The organism is Bacteroidales bacterium (genome assembly GCA_029210725.1).
Taxonomy (GTDB): domain Bacteria; phylum Bacteroidota; class Bacteroidia; order Bacteroidales.
In genome coordinates this window covers 37,478-55,290 of record JARGFM010000008.1, presented here as the reverse complement: position 1 = coordinate 55,290, position 17,813 = coordinate 37,478, and the positions used below count along the sequence as shown (strand labels likewise).

The 17,813-nt window shown below is 52.1% G+C and carries 12 protein-coding genes and 1 pseudogene; 6 read left to right on the top strand and 7 right to left on the bottom strand.

The genetic code is table 11. The annotated features are described in order from the left end of the window. Positions 1–49: 49 nt before the first annotated feature. The 3 genes from P1P86_06125 to P1P86_06115 all read left to right on the top strand — a co-directional run bounded on the left by P1P86_06125 (position 50) and on the right by P1P86_06115 (position 4,362). Positions 50–811 (top strand): creatininase family protein, encoded by a 762-nt coding sequence (locus P1P86_06125; GenBank protein MDF1574752.1) that lies wholly within the window; start codon positions 50–52, stop codon positions 809–811. Positions 812–854: 43 nt separating this feature from the next. Further along, positions 855–1,946 carry a cellulase-like family protein gene (locus P1P86_06120; protein ID MDF1574751.1) on the top strand — a complete coding sequence of 364 codons (1,092 nt, stop codon included), beginning with the start codon at positions 855–857 and terminating at the stop codon, positions 1,944–1,946. A 94-nt stretch (positions 1,947–2,040) separates the two neighbouring features. Beyond that, a complete protein-coding gene (locus P1P86_06115) occupies positions 2,041–4,362 on the top strand; it encodes a hypothetical protein (protein MDF1574750.1) in 2,322 nt (773 codons plus the stop codon). A gap of 70 nt (positions 4,363–4,432) precedes the next feature. Here P1P86_06115 and P1P86_06110 read toward each other — a convergent pair whose 3' ends face one another. The 3 genes from P1P86_06110 to P1P86_06100 form a co-directional block, all read right to left on the bottom strand. Then, positions 4,433–4,876, bottom strand: coding sequence for a transposase (locus tag P1P86_06110; protein MDF1574749.1), 444 nt, complete (start codon positions 4,874–4,876; stop codon positions 4,433–4,435). A 399-nt stretch (positions 4,877–5,275) separates the two neighbouring features. Continuing rightward, positions 5,276–6,073 carry a DUF1080 domain-containing protein gene (locus P1P86_06105; GenBank protein ID MDF1574748.1) on the bottom strand — a complete coding sequence of 266 codons (798 nt, stop codon included), beginning with the start codon at positions 6,071–6,073 and terminating at the stop codon, positions 5,276–5,278. 75 nt (positions 6,074–6,148) lie between these two features. Beyond that, complete coding sequence (locus tag P1P86_06100) at positions 6,149–7,630, bottom strand: Gfo/Idh/MocA family oxidoreductase (GenBank protein MDF1574747.1); 1,482 nt, start codon at positions 7,628–7,630, stop codon at positions 6,149–6,151. 236 nt (positions 7,631–7,866) lie between these two features. Between P1P86_06100 and P1P86_06095 the strand changes: the two genes are divergently transcribed. After that, positions 7,867–9,378 (top strand): Gfo/Idh/MocA family oxidoreductase, encoded by a 1,512-nt coding sequence (locus P1P86_06095; GenBank protein MDF1574746.1) that lies wholly within the window; start codon positions 7,867–7,869, stop codon positions 9,376–9,378. Between the two features lies 1 nt (position 9,379). Then, positions 9,380–10,285, top strand: a complete 906-nt coding sequence (locus tag P1P86_06090) for a TIM barrel protein (protein MDF1574745.1) — start codon at positions 9,380–9,382, stop codon at positions 10,283–10,285. On the opposite strand, the gene P1P86_06085 is transcribed toward P1P86_06090, so the two are convergent. The 4 genes from P1P86_06085 to P1P86_06070 form a co-directional block, all read right to left on the bottom strand. Then, on the bottom strand, positions 10,282–11,325 hold the full coding sequence (locus P1P86_06085) for a cellulase family glycosylhydrolase (GenBank protein MDF1574744.1): 1,044 nt from the start codon (positions 11,323–11,325) through the stop codon (positions 10,282–10,284). The genes P1P86_06090 and P1P86_06085 overlap by 4 nt on opposite strands. Before the next feature lie 29 nt (positions 11,326–11,354). Further along, complete coding sequence (locus tag P1P86_06080) at positions 11,355–13,301, bottom strand: S9 family peptidase (protein ID MDF1574743.1); 1,947 nt, start codon at positions 13,299–13,301, stop codon at positions 11,355–11,357. Between the two features lie 134 nt (positions 13,302–13,435). After that, entirely contained in the window at positions 13,436–14,728 is a 1,293-nt protein-coding gene (locus P1P86_06075) for a Gfo/Idh/MocA family oxidoreductase (protein MDF1574742.1), read from the bottom strand. A 79-nt stretch (positions 14,729–14,807) separates the two neighbouring features. After that, on the bottom strand, positions 14,808–15,278 hold the full coding sequence (locus tag P1P86_06070; protein ID MDF1574741.1) for a nucleoside deaminase: 471 nt from the start codon (positions 15,276–15,278) through the stop codon (positions 14,808–14,810). An 88-nt stretch (positions 15,279–15,366) separates the two neighbouring features. Here P1P86_06070 and P1P86_06065 point away from each other — a divergent pair. Continuing rightward, positions 15,367–17,805: pseudogene (locus P1P86_06065) on the top strand (glycosyl transferase). The last annotated feature ends 8 nt before the right edge of the window (positions 17,806–17,813 follow it).

The following is a 17,813-nucleotide window of genomic DNA, read 5'->3' as shown; positions in this document are numbered from 1 at the left end:
CCGGATTCTAATCAAGCTTTATATTCACATAAAAAACAGAGATTTACTTATGCGACCCTATATTCTTTCAGAGACACACTGGTCAGAGGTCAGCGACCAGGACTTCGAACTGGCCATCCTTCCCTGGGGGGCCACCGAGGCACACAACTTCCATTTGCCTTATGGGACCGATAATTATGAAACAGAGGCCCTGGTGTACGAGGCAGCCCGCCTGGCCTGGGACCAGGGGGCCCGGGTGATTGTTCTGCCCACCATTCCATTGGGCGTAAATACCGGCCAGACAGACATCTATATGACACTCAATATGAATCCTTCCACCCAGCAGTCCATTATTGAGGATGTGGCGGAGAGCCTCTACGGGTATGGAATGGAGAAATTGCTGCTGGTAAACGGCCACGGGGGGAACGATTTCAGGCAGATGCTCCGGGAAGTGGGTACCGCTTTCCCGGATATGTTTCTGGTCACCTGCAACTGGTTCCAGTCGGTGGATCAGAGCCGGATCTTTGAAAATGACGGGGGGCATGCCGATGAGATGGAGACCAGTCTGATGCTTCATGCCTGTCCGGAACTGGTCAGATCCCTGGATCTGGCCGGGGAAGGGAAAGCGAAGAAATTCTCTGTGGGGGCCCTGAATGAGCCCTGGGCCTGGGCCGAACGCAGGTGGACCAGCATCAGTCAGGATACCGGGGTGGGTGATCCGCGTAAAGCCACCCGGGAAAAGGGAGAACAGTATTTCCGGGAGGTGACGGCCAAGCTGGCCGGACTTTTTGTGGATCTCTGCGGAACAGAGGCGGGGGAATTGTATAAATAAGGAGACCCGGACATGAAACGACGAAACTTTTTAAGTCAGGCGGGTGCGGCCGGGAGCAGGGTATGAGGATTGGGACCGGGCCCTGTCGGAACTTGTGGAACGGGGCTACGATGCCATCCGGATCGATGCTTTTCCACATCTGATTCACGAGGACCCGGAGAGGGAGTATCTTCTGCTTCCCCACTGGAGTACCCAGGATTGGGGCAGCCCGGAGATTAACCGGGTGCTGGTCCAGCCCCATCTGAACCTTTTCCTGGAACGCTGCAGGGCTTTTCACATCCGGGTAGGTCTCTCCTCCTGGTTTCGAACCGATGAGGAGGATGTACGAATGAAACTGGACAGTCCCGCGAAGCTGGGAGAAGCCTGGCTGGCGGTTTTAAAGTCCGTTGAGGAGGGGGGGCTGCTGGATACCATCCTGTACGTGGATCTCTGTAACGAATGGACCGGCGATGCCTGGTGCCCTTTTTTTGTGAACGATCCCCCTGAAGCCCTGTGGACGGGCTGGGATACTCCGAAATCGAAACAGTGGATGGGGGACTCTATAGCTCTTCTGAGGCAACAATACCCGGAGATCCCCTTTACCTTTTCATTCACCGGCGAAATAAGTGAGGAGACCCTTTCCAGAGGCCCCTTTAAAATGCTTGATTTCCTGGAGCCGCATATCTGGATGACCAGCTACAAGGATGGAGAGTTTTACCGCCGGGTTGGTTACAATTATGAACGTTTCGATTATGCAGGGTACCGGAACATGGCCCTTTACGGCAAAGGGATCTACGAGGAGAAAAAGGAGTACTGGCAGACGGGACTGGTAAAGCAGATCCGGCTGGCGGCTAAGTGGTCGGAGCAACTGGGTCAGCCACTGATCACCACCGAGTGCTGGGGGGTGGTGGACTACAAGGACCTGCCCATGCTGGACTGGGGATACGTAAAGGAACTGTGTGCGCTGGGCACTCTGGAAGCTGCTAAAACCGGGAGGTGGCTGGCTGTGGCCACCAGCAATTTCTGCGGTCCCCAGTTTGTGGGAATGTGGCGAGATGTGGAGTGGCACCGGCAACTGACCGATCTCATACACCTGGCCCCGGTGAGCCAGGATCTTCAGGACTCCCTGCTGGCAGGAAGGATGCGGGCGATATAGCTGTCATTTTTTCTTTGTCTCATTGATAAAGACGTGCAAAATGAATACTTTTGCCTTTCTCCTGTAATTATTGAAAATATTAAATTCCAACATCATGCAGTTCAAGTCCCAAGTTGAAAAAGCCTTTTATAAAATCTCCGGCGAAGCGTTGATCCGCACCAGGATCCCCTATATCGTGGTGGAGAATTTCCCCTTGATGGGCCTGCTTACCGCCCTTCGTTTTCTGGAGTGGGTCAGTGAGAATCCCGGGGGAGTGATCAGTCTGCCCACCGGGAAAACGCCGGAGTATTTTATCAAGTGGACCACTCACCTTCTGGAAAACTGGGAGGAGCAGAAAATTAAGGAGCTGAGAGGCAAATATGGCGTTGCGGATTTAAAAAAGCCCTCCCTGAAGGATCTTCATTTTGTTCAGATCGATGAGTTTTATCCCATCAGCTCCGAACAGCATAACAGTTTTTACAACTATGTGAAAAAATATTACATCCAGGGATTTGGCCTGGATCCGAAAAATGCCCTGCTGATTAATTCAGATGAGATTCTTCTGGCAGAAGGCAAACATTTCAGAGAAGTTTTTCCCGACAGCCGGGTGGATCTCTCGCTGAGGTACCGGGCCCCTAAGAGTCAGACCGAAAAATTACAGCAGGAATCGATCTTCCTGATCGATGACTGGTGCACGAATTATGAAAAACAGATCCGGGACAAAGGAGGAATAGGATTTTTCCTGGGAGGGATCGGACCGGACGGTCATATCGCTTTTAATGTCCGGGGATCCGACCATCATTCCACCACCCGGCTTACCGAAACCAATTTTGAAACACAGGCCGTGGCTGCGGGGGATCTGGGAGGAATCGAAATCTCCCGGAACCGCCTGGTCATTACCATCGGACTGGATACCATTACCCATAATCCGGATGCAGTGGCTCTCATCTTTGCCGCCGGAGAGGCCAAGGCTCCCATGGTCAGGGAGGCCCTGGAGAATGAACCTTCGGTGCTTTACCCGGCCAGCGTGCTGTCAAAACTGGATCATGCCCGTTTTTACCTGACCACCGGAGCGGCTGCCAGTCTCCAGGCTTCCGTGGATGCCTTATATAAGGAGGGGGAATGGACCCAGGCCAAGACCGACCGTGCGGTGATCGATCTTTGTGCTAAATTGAACAAGTACGGGCATCATCTTACCATGAGCGATTTGAAAGGGGACCGTTATTGCAGGCAGATACCCGGTTTGAATGAGGATACGGTTTCCGGGGTGATCAGCTCCACCATGGCAAAGTTTGAAAAGGGGATGGTAGCCGAAAAAAATCAGACCTATTACCATACGGGACCCCACCACGATGATATCATGCTGGGGATCAACCCTCATATTCACCGGTTGATGCGGAACGAGACCAATACCAATTACTTTTCGGTGCTCACCTCCGGGTTTACCGCTGTTACCAACGATTTTGTGATCAAAGCCCTGGAAGATACCCGCTACTTCCTCGACAACGGAATGATGCAGATGGTCAATTATCCGGATTTCTTTGAAACGGGATATAAATTCAAGCGGGACAAGGATGTGAACCATTACTTGCTGAAGGTGGCCTCGGGAGAGGATTTTGAACTCCGGAGGGGCCTGGCTCACCGGATCGTTCGTGATATGGTGGGCCTGTATAAGGTGAAGAGCAAATACCAGCTGCGCGATGAGATCAACAACATCATTCATATCCTGAACAAGAGCTACGACGGGGAGGTCAATCAGCCCGATATCCAGAAGCTGAAGGGGATGATCCGGGAGTTCGAGGAGGAACTGGTCTGGGCCTATTTTGGAATTGAGACTAAAAACGTACATCACCTCAGGCTGGGCTTTTACACCGGCGAGGTATTTACCGAGCAACCCAAGCTGGAAAGGGACGTGGAACCCATCCTGGAAAAGCTCAGGGAGATCAAACCCACCGTGGTAAGCCTGGCCTTTGACCCCGAGGGAAGCGGCCCCGACACCCATTACAAGGTGCTGCAGGTGATTGCAGAAGCCCTTCGTAAGTGGAGCAGGGAGGAGGATTTATCCGGGCTCAGGGTATGGGGATACAGGAATGTGTGGTACCGCTTTCATCCGGCTGAGGCCAATGTGATCGTTCCGGTCTCGCTGAATGCCATGGGAGTTATGGACAATGCCTTTACCCACAGCTACCTGAGCCAGGTGGATGCCTCCTTCCCATCCTACCAGCACGATGGTAAATTCAGCGATCTGACCAAACGCATCTGGGTGGAACAGCTGAAACAGATCCAGTTGCTGGTTGGAAAAAACACCTTCTACCAGAGCGATAGTCCCCGGATAAGGTCCACCCACGGACTGCTCTATTTCAAGGAGATGAAACTGGATGAATTTCTGACCAACGCCCGTGAACTGGAAAAATCCATGGAGGGAGTGGTACTCTAGCGGGCAGCCTGAATGAAAAAGAGGTACTGTTTTAATATCCAAACGTTTTAAGGATATTTTGTAATTTGGGCTAAACGAAGGAGAACTTCAGATCTTTAAGTTGTTTAAATAGCGGGTGTGGTGGCACCCAGTTTGATAATTTCCTTTCTGCTCCCATTCGTGCAATGACACGGGCATCCACCTTGTCTGTTTTCGTTTTTACATTGAGACTTTTTGCAAAGTGGCTGACTTTGTTGGGAAGTAGGACACAAACTGGTTGTTTAAGATTGTAGAGATGATGTGCCAAGTTTTCATAGTAAACGCCTGTCGCCTCCATAACGAAAGTCACTTCTAATGATGGTACAGTGATCTTTCGACTCCACGTGATGAGCTGATTAAAACCTGATTTTAGATTTTTGAACTCAATAACTTCACTAAGTCGTTCTTCCCCTGTCTTGTAATGAGTACAGACACATGCAGTAAAGCTTTCTTTTGAGACGTCAATCCCTACACTTTGCTTGATAAGCTGTTCCATGATGCTGAGAATTTAGGTTAATTGACCTAGTTTCTCCATCATCTTGTCTCTTGATTTACACTTGCTTATCTAATGATAGCATGAAGTACTGTCCAGACTCTGAAGAAACTAAAATGGGAACGGAGCATCCTCTTTTTCGATATGACTTTATGCCTATCTGGCCGTACCTACTCTCGCTCCCTAAGGCCAAAATGTTTAGTTTAACTAAACAAATTAACCCTATTTATGGTCTGGGTACAAATGTAAGAGGCCGTACCTTTTGATACAGCCTCTTTTTCGTTATACCCGTTCGTCGCTTAAAATATTTACGCAGTAAAGATTTGTAGGCTTCCTCACAGGTATAACTTTCAAAGAGGTATTTTTGGACGACCTCCTTTTCGATTGCTTGAAACTTCCCTGTTACAACTCCTTGATCTTGATATTCCTGAACCAGACCGCATGGCCGTGGTCCTGGAGACCGATATAGCCTGTCTTGGCCACATCTGCAAAATCAGGATTAAATTCCGGGAACTTGCTATTGGCGATCATCTCTTTCCACTCATCGGTCCAGAGGTGAAACTCAATGGTGTTCTCTCCATTCATCCGGTAGACGATGGTTCCTTCATAGGAGATAATCTCCGCGGAGTTCCACTCCATGGGCCCTTTGGCATTCTGCGGATCGGGGGGGATCAGGTCGTAAAGACTTCCGGCCCTCCGGTTTCCGTTTTCACCCAGGGTATTGTCGATGTGGTTTCCAAAGTTATCCAGGATCTGATATTCCGGAGCTGTATACCAGATCTTCTTGCCCGGCAATTCCTGCGCAAGATAGAAGATCCCGGAGTTACCTCCCTCTTCAATCATCCAGTCCACTTTGAAATGGAAGTTGGTAAACTGTTTGTCGTAAATGATGTCACCACCAAATCCGGCCTCGCCGTTCCCGGAGTTTTCACATACCAGGGCACCATCTTCGATGTACCAGCCGGTATCGGGGAAGACTCCGGCATCGTATTCACGCCAGCCCTCGGTGGTTTCGCCATCGAACATCAGGATCCAGCCCTCTGTTTTTTCCTGTTCTGTAAGGGTATTGATGGCAGCAACTTCTCCGGTCGTTACTTCAGTGCTTTCCTCATCAGCAGCCTTTCCCTTTTTAGGGGCAGAGTTACAGGCCGACAGTCCCAGAAATAAAACAGCAATAAACAGATAAAATAGTTGTTTCATCAGATTTCGATTTTAAAACCAACTATCCCCGCAGCTTGCTGCAAGGATAGTTGATTGATTTTTAATTCAACTTGCTTAAGGCATGGGGGGAAGCTCCCAGCCACCTTCTCTCGGGGTGTGTTTCACCAGTTCCCTGGAGAACTCCCTGGCTGAGAATTTATCGGTCCAGTCCTTCTTGAAGGTCGGGTGTCCGTCGTGGATCTCAAATCCGTCCTTGATGCACATGCGCAGCTCTTCACTATCGCTGATATTGGTGAACTCCATCTTTGCACCATCCCATTCCAGCTCCTTGTTCAGGCCCTGGAGGCGAACTGCATTCACGCCCATAACCACCATCTCGTTGAATGGACCGGCTTCGCTGAACGGGGATGCGGTCTGAACCCGGTTTTCGGGACTCTCCTTGCAGGCCCTGACCCAGTCCATTTCATGGCTGGCCTCTACGCGGCGCCTGAATTTGGGAGCATCGGGCACCCTTCCGGAAAGCAACCAGGGGTTCACACCGTAGCAACCACAAACCAGGGTATCCTTGGTTCCGTGGAACAACACGCCACCACCCTGATCGTTCATGTCCTTGCCATCGGGCCAGCCTGCCGGCTTCATGGGCTGCAGACCACCATCATACCAGGTAACTTCGACCTCGGGCAGAGCTACCCTGGGCATATTGTCCCTGGCGGGATAAGTCAGCTTCACCATTTGTGCATTGGGGGCGCATTCGGTCAGCAGGAGGGTAGAACTGGCCTGTACCTTGCTTGGGTAGGTCAGTTTCAGACCAACGAAAACCGGATGCAGGATATGGCAGGCCATATCGCCCAGGGCCCCTGTTCCATAGTCCCACCAGCCACGCCAGTTCCAGGGGTGGTAAATCTCATTAAAGTCTTTCATTTCGGCCGGACCGGTAAAGAGATCCCAGTTGAGGGTATCCGGAACCGGATCTACTTTTTCGGGTATATTCAGACCCTGGGGCCAGATGGGCCGGTCGGTAAAGGCCTCTACTTTGGTTACTTCTCCGATCTCGCCATTGGCCAGCCATTCACAAACCAGGTTGACCCCTTCGCCGGACGATCCCTGGTTACCCATGGAGGTGGCCAGCTGGTGCTTGTCGGCCAGGTTGGTCAGCAAGCGCGACTCATACACGGAGTGTGTCAGAGGCTTCTGGACGTACATGTGCTTATTCATGGTCATCCCGTGGGCAGCGATAAGTGCGTGGGTATGGTCGGCAGTGGCTACGATAACTCCATCGATATCTTTGCCCATCTTATCATACATCTTTCTCCAGTCCCAGAATTTTTTGGCATCGGGATATCTCTTAAATGTGCCATCAGCATATTTCCAGTCTACATCGCAGAGAGCTACAATATTCTGATCCTTGATGTTCCGGAGGTTGGAAGCACCCATACCTCCAATACCTACCGCAGCAATGTTCATCTTGTCGCTGGGGGCAACGTGACCCATTCCACTGATCACCTTACTGGGCAGAATGGTGAAACCTGCAGTTGCAGCAGCGGTAGTGCCCATAAAAGCCCTACGGGAAACCCCACCTTTTTTTTCTTTACTCATAATAGTCTTGATTTAAGTTAGGTATTTTGTCTAAGTTGAATAATCGCCCTCCAATTTAGTAATAAAAATCCATAGTTAAAACTCTCAGCTATCCTTTATTGGGCGATCTCTGCCCCTTTATCAGCAAATCAGCATTCCTTTTATGTATTTTTTACACAAAGTCACTTTTTCCGGCTGATCAGGGGGCATCTACAGAGTAATTTCCTAAATTTAGTGTTCCTAACTAAACTTCCATCATGAAAAAATCACCAAAAATCACCCGCAGAGAGTTTTTGGGTACAACTGCCGCTGCCGCTGCCTTTACGATTATTCCCAGGCATGTCCTGGGAGGAGCGGGCTATACGGCTCCAAGCGATAAGCTGAATATCGCCTATATCGGATGCGGAACCCAGGGGATTCGTGAGATGGCCCCGCTGCTCAGGGAGGAGGATATTCAGATCACTTCTGTTTGCGATCCGAATAAGTTCACCACCGACTACGTGGACTGGTCGCTGAATGGCATCCGCAACATCATGCGCCGCACCCTGGAAGATCCTGAATGGGGGAGTGCCCTGGATGGTATTCCCGGAGGGCGTGACCTGGGCAAGGAACTGGTGGATAAGTACTATGCCATGAAGAGCGGACAGAGCACATACAAGGGCTGCAAGGCCTATATAGATTTCAGGGAGCTGCTGGAGAAAGAGACCGATGTGGATGTGGTGAAGATCATGACCCCTGACCATTTGCATGCTGCAGTTTCCATTGCTTCTTTGAAAAAGGGGAAGCCCGTGGTGATTCACAAGCCCATTGCCAACCGGATGAAAGAGGCCCTGCTGACCATTGATACGGCCAGAACCACGGGTGTGGGATCACACCTGCTGGCCTGGAGTCAGAGAAGCGGACTGGATGTGGCCAGGGAGTGGATCAAACAGGGGCATATCGGTATTCTTACAGAAATACATAACTGGTCGAACCGTCCCGTCTGGCCGCAGTGGACCGCGAATCCTGAAGAGGAGATGCCCGTTCCCGATGGATTTGACTGGGACCTCTGGCTGGGACCGGAACCCGACCGGCCCTACCATCCCAACTATACCCATGCGGTTTTCCGGGGCTGGTATGATTTTGGAGCCGGAGCCATTGCCGATATGGGGCACTACAGCCTCTGGCCCATGTTCCTGCAGATGGGGATCCATACGGCGCCCCTGAGTGCACGGGCCTACGGGACCACCACCTGTGAAGTGGTCAACCACGTGAGCAGGGGAGTACGTAACAACGTGGCCTTTCCCTATTCCAACATGGTGAAGTTCGATTTCCCGCAGCAGGAGACCCTGCCGGCCTTTAAGCTTTTCTGGTACGATGGCGGGATGAAACCCTTCACACCTGAAGAACTGGAGGCCGATGGCAAGGACCTGCCACGGGAGGGAATGATGTTTGTGGGAGACAAGGGAAAGATCCTTTCGGGGTTCAGGGGCGAGAGTCCCGTGCTTATTCCCGAAAAACGGATGGTCGAACTCACCGGTTCCGGTAAGCCCCCCAAAGAAGAGACCATCCGCTCCGATCGCGACTGGATCGATGCCTTTAAGAAGGGAGAAGAGTCGCCCGGAACCTTCCTGAAGGCCGCACCCGTGACCCAGACCATTCTGCTGGGCGGGGTGGCAATGAGAGCCGGTACGAAGGTGGATTACGATCCGGAGAAGGTGGAGATTACCAATGAACCCGATGCCAATGAATTTTTAACCAGGACTTACCGGAAAGGATGGGAGTTGTAAGATGAAAAGAAGATCTTTTATTGAGAAATCAGTGGGAATAGGGGCCGCCGGAGTGGTGGCTCCTTCCTTGCTGGGATCCTGTGTATCTCAAGGAGATACGGACGGGACAGCAAAAAGTGAACCGGCCATTATTTTGCCGGTAATGCCCGAAAGGGATGATATTTCGATTGCCCAATGGTCGCTGGTGGATGAGATCCGGCAGGGCCTGTGGACCACGCTCGATTTTCCAAAACTGGCCCGGGAGGAGTTTGATATTAACGGGATAGAGTTTGTGAACACCCTCTTTGAGGTTCCCCATATGAATTACCTGAACCAGCTGAAGAAGAATGCTGACGAGTACGGGGTGACCATGGTGCTGATTATGGTCGATGCAGAAGGGGATCCCTGTTCTCCCGAGGAAAAGGTAAGAAAGCAATACGGGATCAATCACCGGAAATGGATCGATGTGGCTCATTACCTGGGCTGCCATACCATTCGGACCAACTGCAGGGGACTGGAGGAGTCCACTCCGGAAGAGAACCTGGGATGGGCTGCAGATTCCTACCGGATGCTGCTGGAATATGCCTCCGGGGCCGGAATCAATGTGGTGATTGAGAACCACGGGGGAGTCTCCAACGATCCGGCCTGGATGGAAAAGCTGTTTGAAGCGGTCGACCATCCCCTCTTTGGATCCTATCCGGACTGGCGGCAGCCGGGTCCCGAGTTTGATAACCTGGCCTACCTGGAAAAGATGTTGCCCTATGCCAGGGGAATGTCGTACCGCAACCAGCCCACCGAAGAGCTGACGGGCCGTATGATCCGGATGTCAAAAAAAATGGGATATACCGGGTGGTACGGGATTGAGTCGTCGGGCAGGGACGCCATCCGGCAGGGCAAGGAGCTGCTGACCAGATACCTGGGGCTCTAATGCCCCGGGTAAGCGGTCATCACCTTTCTGAAAAAAGTGCCCTGCCGGGTGGGGGTGTAGTCCCAGTCGGTAAACATGTAAGGGGACCAGTCGGGATCAAAACACCAGACTACCCAGGAGATGCCCTTTTCTTTCGTATAATCCACGAGGGCCTGTCCGTATACCTCATCTCCGTGGACCGGGATATGCACCCCTTCTTCCTCAGGTAGTGCAAATCCGATTTCGGTCAGGAACACCGGGTATGTTTCTGCTACATAGCCCCAGTCTGCTTCCCATTCTTCTACCCAGGGAGCTTCCCTTTTTTCCGGGTAGGGATGGCTGATGTAGGAGATTCCCGGAGCATCTATTGGAGCCTCCCTGATGGGAGTCAGGTCATTGGCCCAGTTAAACCCTGCCACTCCGATCAGCGACCGGGGATGGTTGGACCTGATCACTTTGATAAGCTCTTCGTTGATGCCTTTCCACTCCTGCCAGCTCATTTCCCCGAAATGCTCTCCGGAAATGGTGGGTTCGTTGTAGAGCTCATACAGGAGAATGACCGGTTCATCGGCATACCTCCCGGAAACAGCTTTCCAGAAAGAGCTGGTCTCTTCAAAAGAGGTGATATACATCTCGTGCTGGAACAACTCCATTTTCAGATTTCCGATGGAGTGCCAGTCAAGGATCAGGTAGAGCTCCAGCTCCCGGGCCCACTCCACTGCCTGGTCAATCAGGGCCATGTAGCCCTCTTCTCCCCGGGTTCTCCAGGAGGGTGGATGGACGGGTAAGCGGATCACGTCTGCCCCCCAGGCTCTGGCCTTTTCAAAATGAGACTTTGTCCAGTGCCCATCTTCTTCCAGATTATGCGGGTCCCGGATATTCACTCCATGGAAAATCATGGGTTCGCCCGATTCATTTACAAATGTATGGCCCTCGATCCTGATCCAGTCCATGGCTTTGTCGTCCTGCTCCGTGGGCGGGCTGTTCTGCCTGCAGGATGAATGCAGGGATAAAGCAAGAATCAGGCTGAGCATCAACATGCTGCGGAACTTACCGTTCATATGTTTACTTTTTAATTAGTTTGTCCGGTTTAATAATTCCAGTCCAGTCCGTACCGGTCGCTGATATCCAGCCTGGGCATGGGTCCGTCCAGAGGGTGCAGGTCCTTCACGTACCAGTCGAGCCATTCCATCTGCCTGTAAAGGACATCGATCTGGCCCACCTGCTTCCTGTTGCCATGTCCTTCCCCCGGGTATTGCACCAGTCTGACGGCCGGGTGCTTATTCATTTTCATCCGGCGATAGAGTTCCAGGCTCTGAGAGGGGTGAACCCTTGTATCGGCTGCTCCTCCGTAGATCAGCGTGGCGGTCCTGCTCTGGTGGGCCCAGTAAAGGGGACTGCGTTCCAGGGCCAGCTGCCACTGTTTTTCCAGCTTCTCCCCGGAGTGCACATAAAGTTCTTCGAAAGGGATGTCGGTGGTGCCCCGCTTGCTGATTACATTACTGATACCCACAAACATACAGACCGCTTTTACATATTTGGTGTAGTAGGTGGCAAACCAGGCAGAGGCATAGCCTCCATAGGATCCGCCAGCCATACCGATCCGGTCGGGATCGGCTCCCTTTTCACGCACGGCCCACTCGATGCCATCGGCGATATCATCAAACTCCTTTCCGGCCGGATCCATAAACCCTTCCATAGCAAAATCGACTCCATATCCGGTGCTGGCCCTGTAATTAAGATATAGGACCAGGTATCCTTTGCCGGCCATGACCTGTCCGGGGGTCGAGTACCCGCTTTTCCAGCCATTTGTCTCATGGGCTTCAGATCCACCATGCACATATACAATCAGGGGGTAGGAGTTGCCCGGTTCATAGCCTGCCGGATAAATCAAAATTCCTTCAATCATCTTTCCATCTCTGACCGTATACTGAATGACCTCCTGTTTTCCCAGGACTTTCTCCAGGAGCCAGGGGTTCAGATTGGTGACCTTCTCCGGTTTGCCTTTCCCGTCCCAGTGGTAGAGATTACTCCGGTCGGAGGGCGTGGAGCCTTCAAACACAACATGTTTGAAATCGGCAGTAAACAGCGGGGTGCCAAAAATTATGTCCTGATCTGCTGCATTCAGGATCACCTCTCTTTGTCCGCCCGAAACCGGTACCACGCTCAGAGTGGGATAGACCCCTTCTCCGGAAAGGTAAAGCAGGTGATCCCTGTCTTTCCAGTCCACCCAGCTTACATGACCCTTGAACCCGGGAGGAGTCAGCCTGGAGATCTTCCCGGAAGCCAGGTTTACCACATAGGCCTGGCTGACCTGGGAGTCATTTATGTTCAGAGCAGCGGCGTAGGCCAGGAAATTGCCGTCGGGACTGAAGGCATAGGGCCCCAGTTTACCCTCATTGCCGGAGACCTGCTTCATCCGGCCGGTTTCCAGGTCAATGAGAAAGATTTTCCGGAACATGTAGCGCTGGTCGATCAGATTATCCGGTGAAACGGAGCATGCTATCTGAGTTCCCTGGCGGTTAAACTCAAAATCCCAGACATTTCCTTCCCGGGTGATCTGCCACACGCTTTTCTGGTTCCACTCCCCGTCGAACCAGGCCAGATGGAGATAGTTGTTTTTCAGCTTCTCTTCGTAGAAGATAAAATCATATCCCCGTTGCTTCAGCTCCTTTTCGCGACCGGATGTTTTTGCGCCGGAAACATAGGCGATCCCCTTTTCTCCGGGTTGCCATTTGAATTGGGATACACCGGAGGGTTCGTTGGTCAGTTTTTTTGCGGGGCCTCCATGGGCGCTCATCACCCAGACCTGTCTGGCTTCGCCCTTTTCCGCGTCGAGAAAGGCAATATAACCGCCATCGGGACTGAAGAGGGGAGAGCCGGCAGACGGCCTGTCTTCAAGGAGGGGGCCGGGTATCCAGTTTTCAAGAGATGCCCGGTAGTACTTTCTGTTGGCCTCACCCGGTTCATCGTTGGGTCCCCTGGGGGCAGATACATAATAAATGACTTCATTTCTGGCAGGGCTGATCTGAACCACCCCGGCGGTTTTCAGCTCCAGGAGCTCCTGCGGACTTAAGGGATCCTGTCCGCAGGCAGCTTCGGATTCAAAAGAGTGATACCAATGGCCAGTAAGAAGGCAAGAGAGAATCTGTTCATATTTTTCCGGTCAGTTTAGATGTTGTTAAAGTCCCATTCTCCCCGGAAGGGCCTGCCAAGCATGCTGTTGGCAGCATCATCGTCAATGAATTTTTCATGTGCCGGTTTCCATTTCAGAGGCCGTTCCAGGGCGTAGCCGATGTTTATAATGTTACACAGGGAAGCGGTCCGGTGCCCCGTCTCCACATCGGATACCGGACGGGTGCGCTTTTTGATGGCATCTATCCAGTCCTGGTAGTGGTTATCACTCTTATAAAGAGGGGTATCACTGTCCTTCAATTCAAGTTCGGTGAGGCCTTCGATGTCGGAGCGGTAAAAACCGCGGCTCACCTCAATGTTTCCCTCTGAGCCCAGGAACTGTACCGCATTAAAGCTTCCCCAGTCCGTATGATTCATGACAACGCCATTGGCGTAGATCATTTTCATTCCCCTGCTGCCTCTCTCTTTGGGCGGTAAAAATTCCACCGGGCCGGATTGATCCATGCCCAGGGCCCACTGTGCGATATCAAACATATGAGCCCCCCAGTCGGTGACCTGGCCCCCTCCAAAACCCCGGTAGGCCCTCCAGTTGGCCCATCCGTCATCCTCAATGGGAGGGGCAAGCTCCGGGTGATAGTTCCGGAACAGGGATGGCCCCACCCAGAGATCCCAGTTCAGATATTCCGGAACCGGTTCTGCCGGAAGTTCAACGGCCATATCCGGATCCCCCACACTTACATTGATCTCCCTGATATCCCCGATGTAGCCGTTGGAAACCATCTCACAGGCATGCCTGAAGTTTCTCCAGGATCGCTGCATGTTCCCGGTCTGGAAAACCCGGTCGTATTTCCTGGTGGCATTCACCATGGCCCTGCCTTCCGCCACGGTGAGGGCCATGGGCTTTTCGCAATAAATATCTTTGCCCGCTCTGGCTGCATCAATGGCAATCATCGCGTGCCAGTGGTCGGGAGTGGCAATCACCACCGCATCAATGTCTTTCCTCTCCAGGAGCTCCCGGTAATTCTCATAGGTATCCACGATCTGGCTTCCGCCATTCAGCTTGGAGGCATTCATTTTTTCTGCCTCCCCCTTAAAGCGATTCAGTTTTAGTTTGTCCACATCACAGGCAGCCAGAACCATGGTCTCCGGGCATTCGCCCAGGCTTCTCAGCAGTCCGAGGCTCTGTTTCCCGACCCCGATATATCCCAGGTTCACCCGGTCACTGGGTGCCATACTTTTTTTCTGTTCTCCGGCCAAAACCTTTTCGGGTATAATGGTAAACGCTCCGGCGGCCAGGGCCGATTTTCCGATAAAATTTCTTCTGTCCATGATGTGATATGATTTAGTGGTTTAGATCCATCCTTAAAAATAAGAGATGAACTCTGATTTCCAATAAAAGTGCTGCACTTTAATAGAACATTTTCCCATCCATGCCCATCCACTCTTCCATAAGCTCTTCCATTTCCGGAACAGAAACACGATTGGTCAGCAGCTCTCTCTGATTTTCATTCAGGGATAATTCATGATAGAGGTGCTGATCCTGAAAGCCGATGAGCTCCGCATCCCTGCGCCCGTGACTGTAAAAGAGGGAGCGTATGTCTGCCCAGTAGATGGCGGCCAGACACATGGGGCAGGGTTCGAAATTGGAATATATGACCGCCCCGGTGAGGTGTGGACTCTTCCGTTGGCGGCAGGCATCCCGGATGGCATTTATTTCCGCATGAGCCGTTGGATCATTCGATTTCAGGACCGTATTATGGCCCTTCCCGATGATTCTGCCGTCCAGGGTGATAATGGCGCCAAAAGGGCCTCCCGCCCCGGCACGCATGCCTGTATAGGCCTCATCTACAGCTATTTTCAGAAAGGCAGAAGGATTCATTATTTGTTGCTTTGATATAAATGTAATGATTGTAAATTTAAGTACCTTGCATTTCCCCGGGTAAAAAACCGTGTTAATACTCTGCTTCATGAAATTCGGACATTTTGATGATCAAAAAAGAGAATATGTAATCACCAATCCGCGAACCCCGTATCCATGAATCAACTACCTGGGATGCGAGGAGTTCTTTTCCATTGTCACCCATACAGCCGGCGGATACAGCTTCTATAAGGATGCGCGGCTGAGAAGGATCACCCGTTACAGGTACAACAATGTGCCGGTGGATGATGGAGGTAAATATTTCTATATCAATGAGAACGGAAAAGTGTGGTCGCCAGGATGGAAGCCGGTTAAAACAGAACTGGACCGTTATGAGTGCCGGCATGGAATGGGCTATACCCGGATTAGCGGGGAAGTCGACCAGCTGGAGGCCGAGGTGCTCTATCTGGTACCGCTGGGCTATCATGGGGAGGTACAAAAGGTGAAACTCACCAATCACAGCAGGAGGAAGCGCTCCTTTTCGCTCTTCTCTTTTGTGGAGTGGTGCCTCTGGGATGCCCTGGATGATAACACCAACTTTCAGCGTAACTTTTCCACGGGCCAGGTGGAGATCGAAGGTTCGACCATTTATCACAAGACCGAATACCGGGAACACCGCGATCATTATGCCTTTTATACGGTCAATGAAAACGTGGACGGACTGGATAGCGACCGGGATGCTTTTCTGGGCCTCTACAATGGCTTTGATGCTCCCGGTGCGGTGATGGAATGCCGTTCACGAAACTCCCGCGCCCATGGCTGGTCGCCTGCTGCCTCCCATCACCTGAAAGTGGAGCTGGAGCCGTGCCAGCAGAAGGAACTGGTTTTTGTTCTGGGATATGTGGAGGTGCCTGTGGCGGAAAAGTTTGTGGAGAAGCAGGTGATCAATAAAAAACCGGCCGAAAAGATGATGGCCCGCTTCCGGACTTCGGAAGATGTGGACCGGGCCTTTGAGGAACTGGCCGCTTTCTGGGAAAAGCTGCTTTCGGTATACCGGCTGGAGCACCCCGAACAGGAGCTTACCAGGTCTGTCAATGTCTGGAACCAGTACCAGTGCATGGTCACCTTTAACTTCAGCCGTAGTGCTTCCTTCTTTGAATCGGGCATCGGACGGGGAATGGGATTCCGCGATTCCAACCAGGACCTGATCGGCTTTGTACACATGGTGCCGGAACGCGCCAGGGAACGTATTATAGACATTGCCTCCACCCAGTTCGAGGATGGGAGTGCCTACCACCAGTACCAGCCCCTGACCAAAAAAGGGAACGATGCAGTGGGCAGTAATTTTAATGACGATCCGCTCTGGCTGATTCTCTCCACAGACGAGTATATCAGGGAGACAGGCGACTGGGCCATTCTGGATGAGCTGGTTCCCTTTGATAACGATGAATCCAGTAAGGCCACCCTTTTTGAACACCTGAAGCGCTCTTTTTATCACGTGGTCCATCACCCGGGACCTCACGGGCTGCCCCTGATCGGGCGGGCCGACTGGAACGATTGCCTGAATCTGAACTGCTTCTCGGAAACCCCGGGGGAGGCCTTCCAGACCACAGAGAACAGAGAGGGTGGGGTGGCCGAGTCGGTTTTTATTGCCGGGATGTTTGTGCTCTATGGCGATGCCTTTGTCAGGCTCTGTGAGAAACAGGGCCTCAGCAAGGAGGCCGCGGAGGCTGCAGGGCATATCGCTGCCATGAAAAATGTGGTGGATGAACACGGCTGGGATGGAAAGTGGTTTATCAGGGCCTATGATCATTTCGGGGAGAAGGTGGGCAGTGAGGAAAGCGAAGAGGGAAAGATCTTTATTGAATCGCAGGGCATGTGTATTATGGCCGGGATCGGACTGGAAGATGGCCGCGCCAGAATGGCACTGGACTCGGTGAAAGAACGGCTCGACTGCGAATATGGCATTGTATTGAACAATCCTGCGTTCACGAAGTACCATGTGCAATATGGGGAGATCAGCACCTATCCCGAAGGATATAAGGAAAATGCAGGGATCTTTTGCCACAACAACCCCTGGATCATGATCGCCGAGGTTCTGGACGGGAACGGGGATGCGGCCTGGGAGTATTTCCGGAAGATTTGTCCGCCTTACCTGGAGGAGATCAGCGAGCTGCATAAGACCGAGCCCTGCGTCTATGCCCAGATGATTGCGGGGAAGGATGCCTTTAAACCGGGGGAGGCCAAAAACAGCTGGCTGACCGGCACGGCAGCCTGGAACTTTTATGTCATCTCCCAGTACATCCTGGGGATCCGGACCGACTTTGATGGTTTGCGGATCAATCCGGTGATCCCGCGGGCGTGGGACGGCTACACGGTAACCCGGAAATTCAGGGGTGCCACCTATCGCATCGAGGTGAGCAATCCGGATCATGTCTCCGGGGGTGTCAGAGAATTGCTGCTTAACGGGAAGAAGCTGGAGGGAACTCTGGTTCCAATCTGCCCGGAGGCCAGTGTGAATAAGGTAGAGGTAATCCTGGGCAAATAGGGCTTGAT

What these genes read in the sequence shown, in the direction of transcription:
- P1P86_06125 (MDF1574752.1), top strand. Translation starts at nt 50, where the DNA reads ATGCGACCCTATATTCTTTCAGAGACACACTGGTCAGAGGTCAGCGAC.
- P1P86_06115 (MDF1574750.1), top strand. Translation starts at nt 2,041, where the DNA reads ATGCAGTTCAAGTCCCAAGTTGAAAAAGCCTTTTATAAAATCTCCGGC.
- P1P86_06110 (MDF1574749.1), bottom strand. Translation starts at nt 4,876, where the DNA reads ATGGAACAGCTTATCAAGCAAAGTGTAGGGATTGACGTCTCAAAAGAA.
- P1P86_06105 (MDF1574748.1), bottom strand. Translation starts at nt 6,073, where the DNA reads ATGAAACAACTATTTTATCTGTTTATTGCTGTTTTATTTCTGGGACTG.
- P1P86_06100 (MDF1574747.1), bottom strand. Translation starts at nt 7,630, where the DNA reads ATGAGTAAAGAAAAAAAAGGTGGGGTTTCCCGTAGGGCTTTTATGGGC.
- P1P86_06095 (MDF1574746.1), top strand. Translation starts at nt 7,867, where the DNA reads ATGAAAAAATCACCAAAAATCACCCGCAGAGAGTTTTTGGGTACAACT.
- P1P86_06090 (MDF1574745.1), top strand. Translation starts at nt 9,380, where the DNA reads ATGAAAAGAAGATCTTTTATTGAGAAATCAGTGGGAATAGGGGCCGCC.
- P1P86_06085 (MDF1574744.1), bottom strand. Translation starts at nt 11,325, where the DNA reads ATGAACGGTAAGTTCCGCAGCATGTTGATGCTCAGCCTGATTCTTGCT.
- P1P86_06075 (MDF1574742.1), bottom strand. Translation starts at nt 14,728, where the DNA reads ATGGACAGAAGAAATTTTATCGGAAAATCGGCCCTGGCCGCCGGAGCG.
- P1P86_06070 (MDF1574741.1), bottom strand. Translation starts at nt 15,278, where the DNA reads ATGAATCCTTCTGCCTTTCTGAAAATAGCTGTAGATGAGGCCTATACA.